The organism is Kitasatospora sp. NPDC057595 (genome assembly GCF_042800875.1).
Taxonomy (GTDB): Bacteria; Actinomycetota; Actinomycetes; order Streptomycetales; family Streptomycetaceae; genus Kitasatospora.
This window is the reverse complement of record NZ_JBHVGL010000006.1, coordinates 258,705-275,275: the sequence shown is the minus strand read 5'-3', so window position 1 is coordinate 275,275 and position 16,571 is coordinate 258,705. Positions and strand designations below refer to the sequence as shown.

General features: G+C 75.5%; 11 protein-coding genes. 8 read left to right on the top strand and 3 right to left on the bottom strand.

The window, feature by feature from the left end:
* Positions 1–111: 111 nt before the first annotated feature.
* Entirely contained in the window at positions 112–3,225 is a 3,114-nt protein-coding gene (locus ACFU9E_RS12930; RefSeq protein ID WP_380687431.1) for an amino acid adenylation domain-containing protein, read from the bottom strand.
* Between the two features lie 577 nt (positions 3,226–3,802).
* On the opposite strand from ACFU9E_RS12930, the gene ACFU9E_RS12925 reads away from it, so the two are divergent.
* From ACFU9E_RS12925 to ACFU9E_RS12905, 5 genes are all read left to right on the top strand, one after another.
* Positions 3,803–6,925 (top strand): phosphocholine-specific phospholipase C, encoded by a 3,123-nt coding sequence (locus tag ACFU9E_RS12925; protein ID WP_380687433.1) that lies wholly within the window; start codon positions 3,803–3,805, stop codon positions 6,923–6,925.
* A 280-nt stretch (positions 6,926–7,205) separates the two neighbouring features.
* Positions 7,206–7,580 (top strand): hypothetical protein, encoded by a 375-nt coding sequence (locus tag ACFU9E_RS12920; RefSeq protein WP_355359033.1) that lies wholly within the window; start codon positions 7,206–7,208, stop codon positions 7,578–7,580.
* 167 nt (positions 7,581–7,747) lie between these two features.
* Positions 7,748–8,140, top strand: coding sequence for a hypothetical protein (locus ACFU9E_RS12915; protein ID WP_380688556.1), 393 nt, complete (start codon positions 7,748–7,750; stop codon positions 8,138–8,140).
* A 61-nt stretch (positions 8,141–8,201) separates the two neighbouring features.
* Positions 8,202–10,424 (top strand): MMPL family transporter, encoded by a 2,223-nt coding sequence (locus ACFU9E_RS12910; RefSeq protein ID WP_380688554.1) that lies wholly within the window; start codon positions 8,202–8,204, stop codon positions 10,422–10,424.
* Positions 10,425–10,488: 64 nt separating this feature from the next.
* Positions 10,489–11,013: a MarR family winged helix-turn-helix transcriptional regulator gene (locus ACFU9E_RS12905; RefSeq protein WP_380688552.1), complete on the top strand. Its 525-nt coding sequence runs from the start codon at positions 10,489–10,491 to the stop codon at positions 11,011–11,013.
* On the opposite strand, the gene ACFU9E_RS12900 is transcribed toward ACFU9E_RS12905, so the two are convergent.
* Entirely contained in the window at positions 11,005–12,561 is a 1,557-nt protein-coding gene (locus ACFU9E_RS12900; RefSeq protein WP_380714979.1) for an SDR family oxidoreductase, read from the bottom strand. The two genes, ACFU9E_RS12905 and ACFU9E_RS12900, sit on opposite strands and share 9 nt — an antisense overlap.
* A gap of 589 nt (positions 12,562–13,150) precedes the next feature.
* Between ACFU9E_RS12900 and ACFU9E_RS12895 the strand changes: the two genes are divergently transcribed.
* From ACFU9E_RS12895 to ACFU9E_RS12885, 3 genes are all read left to right on the top strand, one after another.
* Entirely contained in the window at positions 13,151–13,993 is an 843-nt protein-coding gene (locus ACFU9E_RS12895; protein WP_380689011.1) for an alpha/beta fold hydrolase, read from the top strand.
* A gap of 328 nt (positions 13,994–14,321) precedes the next feature.
* The gene (locus ACFU9E_RS12890) at positions 14,322–15,068 is read left to right on the top strand and encodes a CBS domain-containing protein (protein ID WP_380689013.1); all 747 of its coding nucleotides are present in this window, start codon (positions 14,322–14,324) and stop codon (positions 15,066–15,068) included.
* Positions 15,069–15,229: 161 nt separating this feature from the next.
* Complete coding sequence (locus tag ACFU9E_RS12885) at positions 15,230–15,919, top strand: beta-glucanase (RefSeq protein WP_380689015.1); 690 nt, start codon at positions 15,230–15,232, stop codon at positions 15,917–15,919.
* A gap of 82 nt (positions 15,920–16,001) precedes the next feature.
* Here the strand turns inward: ACFU9E_RS12885 and ACFU9E_RS12880 are convergent, their stop codons facing one another.
* Positions 16,002–16,373 (bottom strand): hypothetical protein, encoded by a 372-nt coding sequence (locus tag ACFU9E_RS12880; protein WP_380689017.1) that lies wholly within the window; start codon positions 16,371–16,373, stop codon positions 16,002–16,004.
* Positions 16,374–16,571: the final 198 nt, after the last annotated feature.

The window sequence follows — 16,571 nt, the reverse complement described above, 5'->3', positions numbered from 1 at the left end:
GCGGGTTCGCCGCGTGGCCGGGCCACCGCGGGGGGGAGGGGAGGCGAGGGCGCAGGGAGGGAGACGGGGAGCGGCTGCCGGGCGGCGCGGGGGGACCGCGCCGCCCGGGGGTCAGCGGAGTTCGCGGACGGCCGCGGCGATGCCGACCGGGGTCGGGGTGGCGAAGAAGACGTCGAAGTCCAGCTCGACGCCGAGCAGGTCGCGGATCCTGGCGGTGATCTGGATGATCGTCAGGGAGTGCCCGCCGAGCTCGAAGAGGTCCTCCTCGGGCCCGAGGTCGGGCAGCCGCAGCACCTCGGACCAGATCCCGAGGACGGCGGTGAGCACCTCGTCCCGGTCCTGGGCGTCGTCCGGCGCGGCGGCGGCCTCGACCGGGACCGGGGGGACGGGCAGCGCGCGCCGGTCCAGCTTGCCGTTGGGCGTCAGCGGCAGCCGGTCGAGCACCAGGAAGCGCTGCGGGACGGCGGCGCCGGGCAGCGAACGCTGGAGGAAGGCCCGCAGCTCGGCGGGGGCGGGGGCGCCGCTCCCGGCGGCCGGGACGAGGTATCCGGCGACGAACGGCTCCTCGCCGTCCTCCTCCCGGTGCACCGCGGCGGCGGCCTCGGCGACGGCCGGGTGGGTCAGCAGCGCGGACTCGATCTCGCCGAGCTCGATCCGGTGGCCGCGGATCTTGACCTGGTCGTCGAGCCGGCCGAGGAACTCCAGTTCGCCCTCGGGGCTCCAGGCGACCAGGTCGCCGGTGCGGTAGAGGCGCTCGCCGGGCGCGCCGAACGGGTCGTCGACGAAGCGTTCGGCGGTCAGCTCGGGCCGGCCCAGGTAGCCCTCGGCGAGCCCGTCGCCGCCCAGGTACAGCTCGCCCGGCACCCCGACGGGCAGCGGGCGGCGCCGGGCGTCCAGGACGTAGGCGCGGGTGTTGGCGATCGGGCGGCCGATCCGGACGGCCTCCGGTGCGGCCGGGAGTTCGGCGCAGGTGGACCAGATGGTGGTCTCGGTCGGCCCGTAGACGTTGAGCAGCCGCTCGGTGCCGGACCGCAGCTGCCGGGCCAGCGGCAGCGGCAGGGCCTCGCCGCCGACCAGGCCGGTCAGCCCGGCGGGCAGCGGCCCGGCGCCGAGCAGGACCCGCCAGCCCGAGGGGGTGGCCTGGACGTGGGTGACGCCCTCGCGCTCGACCAGGGCGCGCAGCCCCGGCCCGTCCACGGCCAGGCCGTCCGGGGCCAGCACCAGCCGTCCGCCGGTGGTCAGCGGCAGCAGCAGTTCGAGGGCGGAGATGTCGAAGGAGAGCGAGGTGAGGCCGAGCCAGACGTCGCGGGGGCCGGAGCCCAGCCGCTCGGCGAAGGCGGCGAGCAGGTTGACCAGCGCCCGGTGGCCGATCTCCACGCCCTTGGGGCGGCCGGTGGAGCCGGAGGTGTAGAGCACGTAGGCGAGCCGACCGGGGGCGGCGCCGGTCGGCGCGGGGGTGTCCGCCGGCTCCGGGAGGCGGAGCACCGCCGGGGCGGCGGCGGTCACCTCGGGCGCCGGCTCGCGGTCGGCCAGCAGCAGGGCGGCGCCCGAGTCGGCAAGTACGAAGGCCAGCCGCTCGGCCGGGTAGCCGGGGTCCAGCGGCAGGTAGCCGGCGCCGACGGTGTGTACGGCGAGCAGTGCGGCCGGCAGGTCGGCGGTGCGGGCGAGGTGCAGGCCGACCAGGTCGCCCCGGCCGACGCCGGCCGCGGTGAGCGCGCCGGCCAGCCGCTCGGCGCGCCGCAGCAGTTCGCGGTAGGTCAGCCGCTGCTCGCCGGCGACCACGGCGAGGGCGTCCGGGGCGGTGGCGGCCTGCTCCCGGACCAGGTCGAGCACGGTCCGCTCGGCCGGGTGGGGGCGGGCGGTGTCGTTCCAGGCGGTGGTGACGAGGCGCTGCTCGGCCGCGTCTAGCAGCGGCAGGTCGCCCAGGGCCGTGCCGGGCCCGGCGGTGGCGGCGGCGAGCAGGGTGGCGAGGTGGCCGGCGATCCGCCGGGCGGCGGCCGGGGCGAGGACGGCCGGGTCGTACTGGAGGGAGAAGTCGATCGCGTCCGCGTCCTCGACGGCCTGCAGGTGCAGGGTGTTGCGGGAGGCGTGGTGGAAGACCGTCCAGTCGACGCGGGTGCTGCTGCCCGGGAAGTCCGGGGCGGCGGTGGTGCGGCGGCGGTAGCCGAAGGAGACCGGGGCGAGTCCGGCCCGCGGGGTGAGCCCGGGCACGGCGGTGCCGAACGGGACGCCGCGGTGGGCCGCGACCAGCCGGACCTCGGCGCGCACGGCCCGGGCGTACTCGGCGAACGGGGTCCGCTCGTCGGCGCCGTCCGGTGCGTACACGGGCAGCTCGTTGACGAACAGGCCGATCGCCTCGTGCCGGCCGGAGCGGCGGGTGGAGAACGGGACGGCGACCGGTACGGCCTCGCCGCCGTAGCGGCGCAGCAGGCCGTGCAGGGCGGCGAGCAGGAACTCGAAGACGGTGACCCCGGCCTCCCGGGCGGCGTCCGCGAGGGCGTCCCGGCCCGGGCCGTCGAGCCGCCAGTCGACGGCCTCGCCGGGGCCGGCGTCGGTGGTGGCCCGCGGGCCGCCGGGCAGCACCGGGTCGGTGGCGGCGGCCCAGCGGGGGCCGTGGAACGCGGCGGCCGACGCGGCGAGGGCGGCGTCGAGCACCGGCGGGGCGCTGTCGGCGACGGCCGCGGCGGGCGCCGTGCCCGCGAGCGCGGCGGCGTACCCGGCGGCCAGGTCGGCGGCGAGCACGTCCTTGGAGTTCCCGTCGAAGACCGCGTGGTGGGCGACCACCAGCAGCTCGGCGCCGCCGTCCGGCCGCTGGTGCAGGGCGAACCGGGCGAGCGGTCCGGTGGCGAGGTCGAAGGGGAGGGCGAGTTCCTCGGCGAGCCGCTTGGCGAGTGCCTCGCCGCTGTCGGCGGCGGTGTCGAGGACGGTGAGCTCCGGCGTCCGGGCGGCGGGTATCAGGTGGACCACGCCGTCCCGCTCCACGAGGGCCGATCCGAGCGCCGGGTGCCGGGCGGCGGTCGCGGTGACGGCGCGGGCCAGGGCCCCGGTGTCGATCCGGTCGAAGGTGAGGCGCAGCGCGAGGTGGAAGACCTCGGGCACGTGGGTGAGTCTGCTGGTCAGCCAGATCCCGTGCTGGGCGGGGGAGGCGGGCCCGGCGGCGTCCGTGGTTCTCGCCGGTTCCCCGGCGGCGGTGGCGGGGTCGGGCCGGTTGGGGGACTCGGACATGCTGTGCTCGATTCGGGAGTCGGATACGGAGCTGCGGGGCACCCGTCCGAGCGGTGGCCGTGGCGGCGCGGACGCGGCACGGCGCGGTCGGACGGCGCGACTGCCGAAGGGCGGCCGGTCCGCCCCGCGGACCGGTCGGCAGGACGCCGGGGTCCGGCCGGACCCGACTCCCAGGATTTCCCCCCTGATGCGTCAGGCGGTTCGATCTTCTCCCCCGTTCGAAGATCATTGGCCTGGACCTGCCGAGAGATTTCCACAGACCCCATGCCTCGTCAAGGGTTGTCCACGACCTGGCCGGTGACCGCCGACGGTTCGTCAACTACCTTTTGTTTCCGGCATTCCCGGGAATTTGAAGGGGTGCTGTCAAAGGGTCTGCGACAGGCGCTCCGGCGGATGTGGTGGCGGGTGCCGCCGAGGGAGGGCGATGCGGGTCAAGTTGTCTGTACAGCTCTGGGTTCACTGTCCGTCACTGGCGCGCCATCGAACCCGCCGCTCCCGTCCATCTGGGGCCCGTACACATAACGGGTCTGGACCAAAGCGCCCGACCACCCCCGCTTTGTACAAGGAGCCACCCCCGATGAGTCCGAAGCCCGAACTGTCGCGCCGCACCCTGCTCGGCGGCGCGGCGGCGGCCGCCGTGCTGTCCGCCCTGCCGCTCAGCGTGCGCGAGGCGCTCGCCGCCCCGGCCCGCCCCGGCCGGCTGGCGGACATCCAGCACGTCGTGGTGTTCATGCAGGAGAACCGCGCCTTCGACCACTACTTCGGCACCCAGGCCGGCGTCCGCGGCTTCGGCGACCGCACGGCGGTGCGCGGCGTCAACGGGCGGTCGATCTTCCACCAGCCCGACCCCGGCCGCAAGGAGGGCTACCTGCTGCCCTTCGCGATGAACGCCGCCCACACCAACGCCTACCAGCAGGGCGCCCCCGCGTTCGGCTTCGTCGACTCGATGAAGGCCTGGAACGACGGCCTCGCCGACGGCTCGGTCACCCGCCGCTCCGGCGGCTGGCTCGGCCAGGGCTACTACGAGAGCGCCGACATGCCCTTCTACCACGCGCTCGCCTCGGTGTTCACCACCTGTGACGCCTACTACGCGTCGGTGCAGTGCAACACCAACACCAACCGCGACCACCTCATGACGGGCACCAGCGGCGGCACCGTCCGGGACACCCCGGTCACCGACAACACCGAGATCCCCGGCGGCTACGAGTGGACCACCTACGCCGAGCGCCTGGAGAAGGCCGGCGTCAGCTGGCGGACCTACCAGGCGCTGGACAACTTCGACGACAACGCGCTCGCCTGGTTCACCCCCTTCGTCAAGGCCAAGCCCGGTGAGCCGCTCCACGAGCGCGGCATGCGCGCCGTCGGCGACCCGGCCAAGAAGGACGACCCCTTCGCCATGGGCGACGCCCTGGTCGAGGCCTTCGCCGCCGACGTCCAGGCCGACACCCTGCCGCAGGTCTCCTGGATCGTCGCCCCCGCCGCGCTCTCCGAGCACGCCAACTACGCGCCGCCGAACGGCGAGCACCTCACCGCCCGGCTGCTGGCGGCGCTCGCGGCCAAGCCCGAGGTGTGGCAGAAGACCGTCTTCATCCTCAACTACGACGAGCACGGCGGCTTCATGGACCACCAGCTGCCGCCCGTCCCGCCGCTGGCCACCGGCCGCGGCAAGTCCACCGTCCCGGTCGACGGCGAGGTCGTCGTCCGGGTGAGCAAGGGCGGCTCCACCTACCACCGGGTGGTCGGCCAGGACGGCAGGTACCGGGTCAGGGCCGCCGACGGCTCGCTCACCTGGTCCGACATCCTGCCCGCCGGCGAGACCCTGGTCTCCGGCCCCTACCCGATGGGTCTGGGCGTGCGGGTGCCGATGGTCGTCGTCTCGCCGTGGACCCGCGGCGGCGTCGTCGACTCCACCGTCTACGACCACACCTCGGTGCTGCGCTTCCTGGAGCAGCGCTTCGGCGTCCAGGAGCCCAACATCAGCCCCTGGCGGCGCTCGGTCTGCGGCGACCTCACCAACGTCTTCGACTTCTCCGGCCGCGACCCGCGCTGGCCCGCGCTGCCGGACACCAGCGGCAACCGGCAGAAGGTCACCGACACCGGCAAGCTGCCCGCGCCGACTGTGCCCAGCCCGCAGGTCTTCCCGCAGCAGGAGCGCGGCACCCGGGCCGCCCGCCCGGCGCCGTACAACCTGATCGTCAAGCCGCGCCTCAAGGGCGACCAGCTGACGATCGACTTCATCAACCAGGGCAAGCAGGGCGCCGTCCTCGCGGTCCACCCGGAGCCCGGCACCCCGCCGCGCCACTACACCGTCGGCGCCAAGTCCCGGCTCTCCGACGTCTGGACGGTCGGCCAGGACGGCTACGACCTGCGGGTGCACGGCCCCAACGGCGCGCTCTGGCACCTGCGCGGCACCGTCGACGCGCCCTACGAGATCTCGCTCTCCGAGGAGCACGACGGCAAGGTGCTGGAGGTGGACGTGATCAACCGCTCGCGCACCGCCCAGACCTTCCTGGTCGGCGACCTCGCCTACGGCGACGGCCTGCGCGAGGTCCGGGTCGCGGCCGGCGACGACCGGACCGTCAACGTCAAGGTCGGCCCCGAGGGCTGGTACGACGTCGCCGTGGGCGTGCGCGGCGAGCTGGGCTTCCGCCGCCGGATCGCCGGCCGCTTCCCCTGGGACGGCGAGCACCTGCTCACCGACCCGGCGATGGGCCTGCCCGACCCGCTGGCCGTGGACGTCGCGCTCAAGGCCGCCTCCACCACCATCGACGAGGCGATCCTGCTGCCCGGCCGCCCGGCCCGGGTCACCGCCCGCTTCACCGCCACCACCGCGCTGACCGCGCTGGAGGCGCAGCCGGTCGTCCCGGCCGGCTGGACGGTCGCCGCCGTCACCGCCGCGCCGACCGCGCTCGCCGCGGGGGCCGCCGCTACCGCCGAGTGGGACGTCACCCCGCCCGCTCAGCTGCCGGACGGTGCCACCCACCGCGTGCTGGTCACCGCCCGGGCGCAGGCCGGCGACCGCTTCGCCGTCGCCGACGGCGAGCTCGCCGCCCGCACCGCGCCGGTGATGGCCGGCCACCTGCTCGGCGAGGACTTCGAGTCGCTGGCCGGCGCGCTCCAGCCGGTCGGCGGTGTCCTCGGCTGGACGCCGCAGGCGCCGCAGGGCTGGTCGGTGGTCAACGCGCCGGGCATGCCGCAGGGCACCACCCGCCTCCAGGGCTGGACCTTCCACACCAAGCGCGAGTGGTCCAGTCCGGCCGGCCAGGACCGCGGCAACTTCACCCGGGGACTGGGCATCCTGGCCGTCGCCGACCCGGACGACTGGGACGACACCGGCTCGCCGTCCAAGAAGGGCGTGTTCGACTCGACCCTGGTCTCGCCCGCCGTGCCCGTCCCGGCCGGCGCCACCACCCTGCACCTGGGCTTCGACTCGCACTACCGGCAGGAGGCCCCGCAGAAGGCCGCCGTCACCGCGGTGTTCGACAACGGTGCCGAGACCCGCCTGGTGTTCTACAGCTCCGACGCGACCGGCAACGACAACGCCGGCAAGGACGTCCAGAACACCTTCGTCGCCAGGCAGTTCGCCGTCCCGGCGGGCGCGCGCAGCGTGACGCTGAAGTTCCGGATGTACGACGCCGGGAACAACTGGTTCTGGGCCGTCGACCACATCCGTCTGGACGTCAGGCCGATCACCGGCTGACGACCCGCCGCTCCGCCCGGCCCGCCCGGCCCGCCCGGCCCGTCCGCGCCCCGTTCCCCGGGGCGCGGACGGGCCTCCGGGTGTCCGACTCCTGGCAGATCAAGCGCGTCTCCCGGTGCGGCATATGCCGGGAACAAGTGTGTCGGCGCACTGTCAACGGGTGCGAATGCGACGCGTAAGGCGGCGTACCGGACCGGAAAGTCACTGTCCGTGTCCATCTTCCCACCGGTAGGAATGGGGACCGGCGCGGAGAGCCCGCGCCGTGGAGAGGAGCCGCTCCGTGTCCCGTCTTCGTGCCGCCGCCCTGGCCATCGGCTGCGCCGCCGCCGCGCTGACCCTGACCACGACCACCGCGACCCTCGCGCACGCCGCCCCCGGCGACACCCAGAACGTCTGCGCCAGCCAGCTCACCCCGACCGGCTGGGTCGACGTCCAGTGGTGGAACGACATCAGCTGCTCGTCGACCTTCAGCCCGAACAAGAAGCAGATCAAGCAGATCGCCGGTCTGCCGATCGGCACCACGCTCACCGTCTGTTCGTCGACCTACCAGCCGGCCGGCTGGGTGCAGCTCTCCTCGTTCTACAACAGCAGCTGCAACTACTCGGCCGTCCCGAGCCTCAACAACAACGCCTGGCAGATCAAGCGCGTCTCCTGACGCCCCGGGCACCCTGCGGGCAGCCGCCGACGGCCCACCGGTCCCGCACCGGTGGGCCGTCGGCGTGTCGCGGGCCGGACGGCGCCAGACTGGGCCCGGTCCCCGACCCGCCGTCCCCGACCCGCCGCCGTCGACCCGTCCCCGACCCGCCCCGGAGGTCCGCCGTCATGCACTCGCCCCTGCTGCGCCTCACCGGCGCCGCCACCGCCGTCTACGGACTCGCCGTCGCCCGCCGGCCCGCGCTGCTCGCCCGCCCCTCCGGCCTCACCGCCCCCGACGGCTCGGTGCCCGCCCCGGTCGCCGCCTGCCTGCGCCCGCTCGCCCTGCGCGACGCCGCCTGCGGCCTCGCCATGGCCCTCGCCCCGAACGACGCCGCGCTGCGCACCGCCACCGCCGTCCGGATCGCCTCCGACCTCGGCGACGCCGCGCTGCTCGCCACCGCCCTCCCCGCCCGGCGGCACCGGGTGATGGCGGTCGCCGTCTCGGTCGGCTGGGGCGCGCTCTCGGTGGCCGGGCTCCTGGCGCGGCCCCGCGATCTCTCCACCCGTCAAGTCTCTTGACGGTCGAGAGATATGATCCGGGCTGTCCGCCACCCCGCCCCAGCCCGGAGGGCGCCCCGCCATGCCCGCTGACCGTCCCGCCCCCGCTGCTCCACCGGCCTCCCCGTCGGATCCGTCGGCCTCGTCCGCTTCCGCTGCCTCGTCCGCTTCGTCCGCCCGGCGGCGCCGGGCCCGGCTGCTCGTCCCGCTCGCGCTGCTGGTCGTCTGGCTCGGCCTCGGCGGCGCCTTCGGCTCCTACGCGGGCCGGCTCGGCGAGGTCGCCACCAACGACCGGGCCGCCTTCCTGCCGCGCAGCGCCGAGTCCACCGAGGCCGCCCGGCTCGGCGCGGACTTCCGGGCCGGGAACGCCCTGCCGGTCATCCTGGTCTGGGAGAGCCGGACCGGCCCCGTCGACGACACCCGGCGCGCCGCCGCCGAACAGGCCCTGCACGCCGCCGCCGCGCTGCCCGGCGCCACCGGACGCGTCTCGCCCGCCCTGCCCGCCGCCGACGGCCACGCCCTGCAGGGCGTCGTCCAACTGCGCGCCGACCTCGGCCGGGAGACCGGCGACACCGTGCGCGCGGTCCGCGCCCTCGCCGAGCGCGTCCCCGACACCACCGTCGGCGTCGCCGGACCCGCCGCGATCCTCGCCGACCTCGGCGGTGCCTTCGCCGGTATCGACGGCCTGCTGCTCGGCGTGGCGCTCGGTGTCGTCCTGCTGATCCTGCTCGCCGTCTACCGCGCCGTGCTGCTGCCCCTGCTGGTCATCCTCGGCGCCGTCTTCGCCCTCGGCATCGCCTGCGCCCTGGTCTACCTGCTCGCCGACCACGGCCTGGTCACCGTCGACGGCCAGGTCCAGGGCCTGCTGTCGATCCTCGTCATCGGGGCCGCCACCGACTACGGCCTGCTGCTCTGCGCCCGCTTCCGGGAGGAGCTTCACCTGCACGGCGACCGGTTCGCCGCGATGCGCACCGCCTGGCGGCAGTCCGTCGAACCGATCACCGCCTCCGGCGCCACCGTCGCGCTCGGCCTGCTCGTCCTGCTGCTCTCCGACCTGACCAACAACCGGGCGCTCGGCCCGGTCGGCGCCATCGGCATCGGCTGCGCGGTGCTCTCCGCGCTCACCTTCCTGCCCGCCGCCCTGGTGCTGGCCGGCCGCGCCGCCTACTGGCCCGCCCGGCCCACCGCCGACGGCCGGGCCCCCGTGCACGCGGTCTGGGGCCGGGTCGCGGCGCTGGTCGCCCGCCGCCCGCGCGCCCTGTGGGCGGCGAGCCTGGCCGTGCTGGCGGCGCTGGCCGCGCTCGCGCCCACTCTCGACGCCGGTGGCGTGCCGCAGAGCGAACTGTTCGTCAAGGCCCAGCCCTCGGCGGCCGGCCAGCGGATGCTCTCCGCGCACTTCCCCGGCGGCAGCGGCAACCCCGCCGTGGTGATCGCCGCCGCCGACCGCTCCGAGGCCGTCACCGCGGCGGTCGCCGCCGTCCCCGGGGTGGCAGGCGTGCGCGCCACCACCGCCGGGGCACCGGGCGGCGCGCCGCTGGTCGTCGACGGCCGGGTCCGGCTGGAGGCGACGCTCACCGACCCGGCCGACAGTGACGCGGCGATCGCCACCGTCCACCGGCTGCGGCAGGCCGTGCACGCCGTCCCGGACGCGCACGCGCTGGTCGGCGGCTACACCGCCCAGCAGGAGGACACCCGGACCACCGCCGCGCGCGACCGCACCCTGATCACACCGGTGGTGCTGCTGTGCGTGCTCGCCGTGCTCGTCCTGCTGCTGCGCTCGCTGCTCGCACCGGTGCTGCTGGCCGCCACCGTCGCGCTCTCCTACCTGGCGACGCTCGGCGTGAGCGCGGTGGTCTTCCCGCACGTCTTCGGGTTCTCCGCCGTCGACCCGTCCGTGCCGCTGTACGGGTACGTGTTCCTGGTCGCGCTCGGGGTCGACTACAACATCTTCCTGATGACCCGGGTGCGCGAGGAGGCCTTGCGCTCCGGCACCCGGGAGGGGGTGCTGCGCGGGCTCACCGCCACCGGAGGGGTGATCACCTCGGCGGGCGTGGTGCTGGCCGCGACCTTCGCCGCGCTGGGCGTGATCCCGCTGGCCTTCCTCGCCCAGATCGCCTTCATCGTGGCGTTCGGGGTGCTGCTGGACACCCTGCTGGTGCGCTCGCTGCTGGTGCCCGCCCTGGTGCGGGACCTCGGTGACCGGGTCTGGTGGCCGGCCCGGACCGGGCGGGCGGTCGTCGCCCGCCCGGCGTTGTCGGAGCCGGATCCGGCTCCGGCGGGTGAACGCGTCGGCCCGGGGGTGTGAGCGCGGGCGACACCGTTAGGCTGAACGGGTTAGCCCGACGTCGCACGCAACCGGAGAACACGCCTTGGCGCACCAGGCGGAACAGGCGGAGCAGGGGGAACCGCGGGGATCCGGTACGCCGGAGCTCGGCCGTCTGCTGCAGGACCTCGCCTCCGAGATGAACCTGCTCGGCCACGGCTTCGCCGCCGCGAGCGGTCTGCACACCACCGACGTCCAGGCCCTGCTCGCGATCATGCGCGCCGGTCCGACACCGCACGGCGCCCAGGACGGCCCCGCCGAGCCGCCGCCGGGGATCACCCCCGGGCGGCTCGGCGAGGAGCTGGGCCTCTCCTCGGGCGCGGTCACCGCGGTGCTGGACCGCCTGGAACGCGCCGGGCACGTCCGCCGCACCCGGGACGCGGCCGACCGGCGGCTGGTCCTGGTGCACTACCTCCCCGGCGCCGGCCGGATGGCGGCCGAGTGGTTCGCGCCGGTCGCCCGCCGCACCGAGACGGTCCGCGCCGAGTTCACGCCCGGCGAACTCGCCGCCGTGGCCCGCTTCCTGGACCGGATGACCGGCGAGCTGGAGGAACTGCGCCACTCACGCTGAGCCGTCCGCGGGGACGCCGCCCGGTCCGCGTGCCGCTCCGCTGCCCGGTCCGCGTGCCGCCTGCTCGGTGATCCGCCGGGCCATCCCGCCGAACACCACGGCGTGGAACGGCGCCACCGCCCACCAGTACGCGTGCCCGGCCAGTCCGCGCGGGTGGAACAGCGCCCGCTGCCGGTAGCGGCTGCCGCCCGCGCCGTCCGGGGCGACCGTGAGCTCCAGCCAGGCCGGGCCGGGCAGCCGCATCTCCGCGCGCAGCCGCAGCAGCCGCCCCGGTTCGATCTCCTCCACCCGCCAGAAGTCCAGCGACTCGCCGACCCGCAGCCGCGCCGGGTCCCGCCGCCCCCGGCGCAGCCCCACACCGCCGACCAGCCGGTCGACCCAGCCGCGCACGGCCCAGCCGAGCGGGAAGGAGTACCACCCGTTCTCGCCGCCGATCCCCTCCACCACCCGCCACAGCGCCGTCGGATCGGTGTCCACCCGCAGCTCCCGGACGTCCTGGTAGAGACTGCCGCCGGCCCAGTCCGGGTCGGTGGGCAGTGGGTCGCTCGGGGCGCCGGGAAGCGAGGCGGAGGACCACCGGGTGGCGACGTCGGCGTCCCGGATCCTCCGCAGCGCGAGCCCGACCGCCGCGTCGAAGCCGATGCCGCCGCCCGGTGGCTCCGGCAGGTAGCGGTCGAGGTCGTGCTCGCCGCGCACCACCTCGTACCGCAGCGATTCCACCAGCGGCCGGGCGAGCGACCCCGGCACCGGCGTCACCAGGCCGACCCAGAGACTGGAGAGCCGAGGGGTCAGGACCGGGACGGCGAGGATCAGCCGGCGCGGCAGCCCGGCCACCGCCGCGTAGCGCTCCATCATCCGCCGGTACGTCAGCACCTCCGGCCCGCCGATGTCGAAGGCGCGGTTCACCTCGGACGGCAGGCCGGCGGTCCCGACCAGCAGCCGCAGCACGTCCCGTACGGCGATCGGCTGGATCCGGGTGTCCACCCAGCGCGGGGTCACCATCACCGGCAGGCGCTCGGTGAGGTACCGGAGCATCTCGAAGGAGGCCGACCCCGAACCGATGATCACCGCGGCCCGCAGCTCCGCGGTCGGCACGCCGCTGTCCCGCAGCACCCGGCCGACCTCGACCCGTGAGCGCAGGTGCGGGGAGAGCCGCCCGGCCGGAACCCCGACGGGGGCGAGTCCGCCCAGGTAGACGATCCGGCGCACCCTGGCCCGGGCCGCCGCCCGTCCGAACGCCGCGGCGGCGGCCCGGTCGGTGGCCTCGAACCCGGGTCCGGTCCCGAGGGCGTGCACCAGGTAGTAGGCGACGTCGATCCCGGCGAAGGCGCCGTCCAGGCTCTCCGGGCGGGTGACGTCCCCGGCGGCGGCCTCCACCCGCTCGCGCCACGGGTGGTCCCGCAGCCGGTCCGGATCCCGGACCAGGCACCGGACGCCGTACCCGGCCGCCAACAGCTCCGGTACCAGTCGGCCGCCGATGTAGCCGGTGGCCCCGGTGACCAGGCAGCGCAGCGGACGGGGAGGGAGGGGGTCTGCGGCATCGGTCACGGCGGCTCCCGGAAGGCGGTCGGCCATCGCCACGATGATCGCCGCCCCCGACCGCACCCGCACCCGCAGCGGCGCGGCCGGCCGCGCCGCTGCGGGTGCGGCCCGTTGTCACAAGCCGGGATGCCGTCCGGTCACAAGGGGTGACCAGCCGCTCCGCCGCCAGGGGCCCGAGGTAAGGCCTACGGACGGCAAGGGGATCTACATCCAGAAGACCCAGCCCAACGTCAAGACCATCCACCCGTGGTTCACATCGGCACGGTCGGGTAGCCCGCCCCTGCTCATCGGGGCCCGGCCGGGGCCTCATCGGTCAGCGGGTCGTCCCGGGCAACCGGGACGACCCACTGACCGGCACCGCCGCCGCTTGATGTCCACCGCCGTTCCGGTCTCGGCGGAAGCGCTCCGGTTCCCTCTGCCGGGCCTGGTACCCGGCTACCGGCTGCGCAGCGCGTCGGCAGCGATCCGGGCGGCCGTGCCGATGGCGGCGTCGGCCGCCGACCGGCGGTCGGTCCGGGCACCGCGCGGGTGCGCCGGAGCGTACGATCGGCGCCGACCGTGCCGCACCTGACCTACGACGTGATCCGGTGATCCGATGACCACAGTCAACGCCAAGGGGATCACCCTGGGCATCGAGTCGTTCGGCGACGACGACGCGCCGCTCGTCCTGCTCGCGGGCGGCACGACGATGCTCTCCTGGCCCGACGCGCTCTGCGAACGGCTCGCGGCCGGCGGGCGCCGTGCGGTGCGCTACGACCTGCGCGACAGCGGGGAGTCGACGGCGGCGGATCCGCAGGCGCCCGCCTACGCCCTGCGCGACCTCGCCGCCGACGCGGCGGCCCTCGTCGACGTACTCGGCGGGGGACCCGCCCACCTCGCGGGCATCGGCGTCGGCGGAATGGTCGCCCAGGTGGCCGTGCTCGACCACCCGGGCGCGTTCTCGGAGCTCACCCTGGTCGGTACCCGGCCGGTCGCCCCCGGCCCGACCGACGACGACCTCCCCGACCACGACCCGGCGACGATGAGCCGACTGTTCGCGCGCCCGATGCCCGACTGGGCCGACCGCGAGGCGGTTTCCGCGTTTGCCGCCGCCGGCGCGGAGATCCGTGGCGACGACCCCGCCGCCGCACACGCCGTCGCCGCGCGCGTCTGGGACCGCACGCCCGGCACGACGCCCCCGGTCCACCTGGCCAACCAGCTGGGCCTGGTCTTCGCCAGGCTCGACTGCACACCCCGCTGGCGCGAGCGGCTGCCGGGGATCGCGGCGCCCACGCTCGTCGTCCACGGCCGCCGCGACCCGTTCTTCCCCGTCGGCAACGGCGAAGCACTCGCCCGCGAGATCCCCGGGGCACGGCTGCTCGTCCTCGACGAGGCCGCCATCGCGATCCCCGACACGGCGGTCGGCGAGGTCGCCGCGGCGATGCTCGCGCTCCGGTAGCCGACGGGCGGCCCCGGGCGGGTGACCGGGTGGGTCGGCAGGCGGGTCGGCAGGCCGGTGCAGCCCGGCGCAGGCCGGTGTCGCCCGTCCGGCGTAGTGGTGCCGTTCCGGGGGCGGGGCGCGGGCGGGGCGGTCCGGTGCCGTCCGGGTCTGAACGGCGTAGGGCGGGAGGGGTCCTTGGTCCCGTCGATTCAGCCCCTTGGCCCCTGGCGGATCGCCCGGTCGGGGGAGATGCTCGCTGGTACAGCCGATTGGACGACGGGGTCCGGTCGGACCGCGCCTTCGGACGAGGTGAACCGGCGTGCGGCATGCCACCGTCGAATCAGTCATGACCAGTCCCGTGGTCCAGGTCGCTCCCCAGACCGGCTTCCGGGAGATCGTCGCGCTCCTGGCCGAGTACGACATCACCGGGGTGCCGGTGGTGGACGGCGACGGCCGGCCGCTCGGCATAGTCTCGGAGGCCGACCTGCTGCTCACCCTGGCGGCCCAGGAGGACCCGGGGAGCCACATGCCGCCGCCGGACCTCCCCCGGACCGGCCCGGGCGGCGCGGTCACCGCCGCCGATCTGATGACCGGCCCGGCGGTCTGCACCACCCCGGAGGCCAGCGTGGTCGCGGCGGCCCGGCTGATGAGCCGGCACGGCCTGAAGCGGCTGCCGGTGCTGGACCAGGACGGCCGGGTTTTCGCCATGGTCAGCCGGGGCGACCTGCTGCGGGTCTTCCTGCGCGAGGACCGGGTGATCCGCCGGGAGATCGTGGAGGAGGTGCTCGGCCGGATCGAGGGTGTGAGCCCCGCCGAGGTGGGCGTCGAGGTCGACCAGGGGCGGGTGGTGCTCAGCGGCACGGTGCCCGAGCCGCACCTCGTCCCGATCGTGCTGAACCTCTGCCGCTCGGTCGACGGCGTGGTGTCGGTGACCGACCGGCTGAGCGCCGACATCTTCGGCGGCGTGGGCCCGGACGGCGGCTCCCCGGCCGCCTCCGACGATGGATTCGGTGAAATCGGCGGAATCGGTGGGTCGGGGGGCGTGGGCGGTGATGGCGCGCGCGGGAGCGACGCGCCTGCGCCCATAGCCTGAACCCGCACGCCCGCGCATCGGGCCCGCTTCCGCGTCGTTCGACCGGACGCCCGGCTGGACCCGGAGCGTCCGGTTCGAATATCGCGCTGCGTACCGGGTATCTCACTCGGCGTGTGCGGCGGTAGCGGGCCGCCGCGCCGCCGGGTACCGGGGAGGCAGCCGTGGCCGTCGTGTTCGACGCGGACTTCACATCGACCAGCCAATGGGTCGCGGGGCGCAGCAGCGCGTATCCCCGGATGGGGCCGACCAACCGGGGCGATCACAAACTCGACTTCCTCAGCCGCTCCTACTGCCCCGACGGCCTGTTCACCGCCGCCCGGCGGCACGGCGGGGACCTGTGGACGTGCAACCTGCTCACCACCGAGGGCAGCCCGGACGGCTTCCAGCTCCGCACCGGCGACACCCTGAGCGCGCAGGTCACCCTGCCCGTCGCGCTGGGCGCCTGGCCGGCGATCTGGACGTGGCGGGACGGCGGCAACGAGATCGACGTGTTCGAGTACCACCCCGACAACCCGGACCTGCTGGAGATCTCCAACCATGTCCGGGGCGGCTACCGCTACTGGCACGGGGCCGACGCCGGCATAGCCCCCGGGGCCAGCTTCGGCCTGCGGGCCGTCTTCGGCGCGTACTCGGTGGACTGGTTCGTCGACGACACCCTCATCCACGCCGACCGTCGCGGTGTCGGCTCCGACTGGCACGCCTACCTGATCGTCAACCTGTCGGTCGCGGACGGCACGTACCACGCCCGTCCGCCGGCCTACGGGCCGGACCGGTTCGGCTGGACCTGCCACAGCCTGCGGGTGGAGCGCGGCGGCCCGGGTGCGGGAGCGGGATCGCCGGGGCGGGCGTGACCGGGGGGTCGTGCGGTGGTGGCCGGTGTTCGGGCGGTCGGTGTTCGGGCGGCCGGTGTTCGGGCGGTCAGTGTTCGGGCGGTCAGTGTTCGGGCGGGAACATCGCCGTGATCAGGCCGCGCGGGCCCGAGCGCTGGAACCAGACCACCCGCCGGTACGGGCCGATGTGCGCGGGATACGTCACGTAGAGGTCGTTGCGCGGCGCGGACTCGTTGCCGGGCGAGAGCGCCGCGTCCACCGCGTTGGCGGCGATGGTCCGCAGCAGTGCGTGCGCGGTCGTCGCCGCGGCGTCGGGCGAGATGGCCAGCGCGGTGAGCTCGAACCAGAGCACCGTGGAGACGTAGCCGATGGCGGAGTGGCCGAGGGCGGCATGAGGGCGGTGGTCCTGGTAGCGGAGCAGCACCCCGGCCGCGACGAGGCGCTCACGGTCGTCGGCCGGCGGGTGGTGGTTCATGGGGCGAACGCTACCCGGCCCGGTGCGGGCGGGCCCGGGTCCGGGGGATTCCCGGATCGCCGGGCGGGCGCCGACGATGCTCGTCGGCGCTATCCGCGCCGTGCTCCCCGCCCCCGTCCCCGGGTCGCCGTCCCGGCTCCTCACGCCGTCCCGACGGGCGCGGGCGCACGATGGTGGTGAGGCGCCGATCGCCCCGGT

Excerpts from the sequence above, each read along its gene's own strand:
- ACFU9E_RS12925 (WP_380687433.1), top strand. The coding sequence starts at position 3,803 with ATGAGTCCGAAGCCCGAACTGTCGCGCCGCACCCTGCTCGGCGGCGCG.
- ACFU9E_RS12895 (WP_380689011.1), top strand. The coding sequence starts at position 13,151 with ATGACCACAGTCAACGCCAAGGGGATCACCCTGGGCATCGAGTCGTTC.
- ACFU9E_RS12890 (WP_380689013.1), top strand. The coding sequence starts at position 14,322 with ATGACCAGTCCCGTGGTCCAGGTCGCTCCCCAGACCGGCTTCCGGGAG.
- ACFU9E_RS12880 (WP_380689017.1), bottom strand. The coding sequence starts at position 16,373 with ATGAACCACCACCCGCCGGCCGACGACCGTGAGCGCCTCGTCGCGGCC.
- ACFU9E_RS12930 (WP_380687431.1), bottom strand. The coding sequence starts at position 3,225 with ATGTCCGAGTCCCCCAACCGGCCCGACCCCGCCACCGCCGCCGGGGAA.
- ACFU9E_RS12915 (WP_380688556.1), top strand. The coding sequence starts at position 7,748 with ATGCACTCGCCCCTGCTGCGCCTCACCGGCGCCGCCACCGCCGTCTAC.
- ACFU9E_RS12910 (WP_380688554.1), top strand. The coding sequence starts at position 8,202 with ATGCCCGCTGACCGTCCCGCCCCCGCTGCTCCACCGGCCTCCCCGTCG.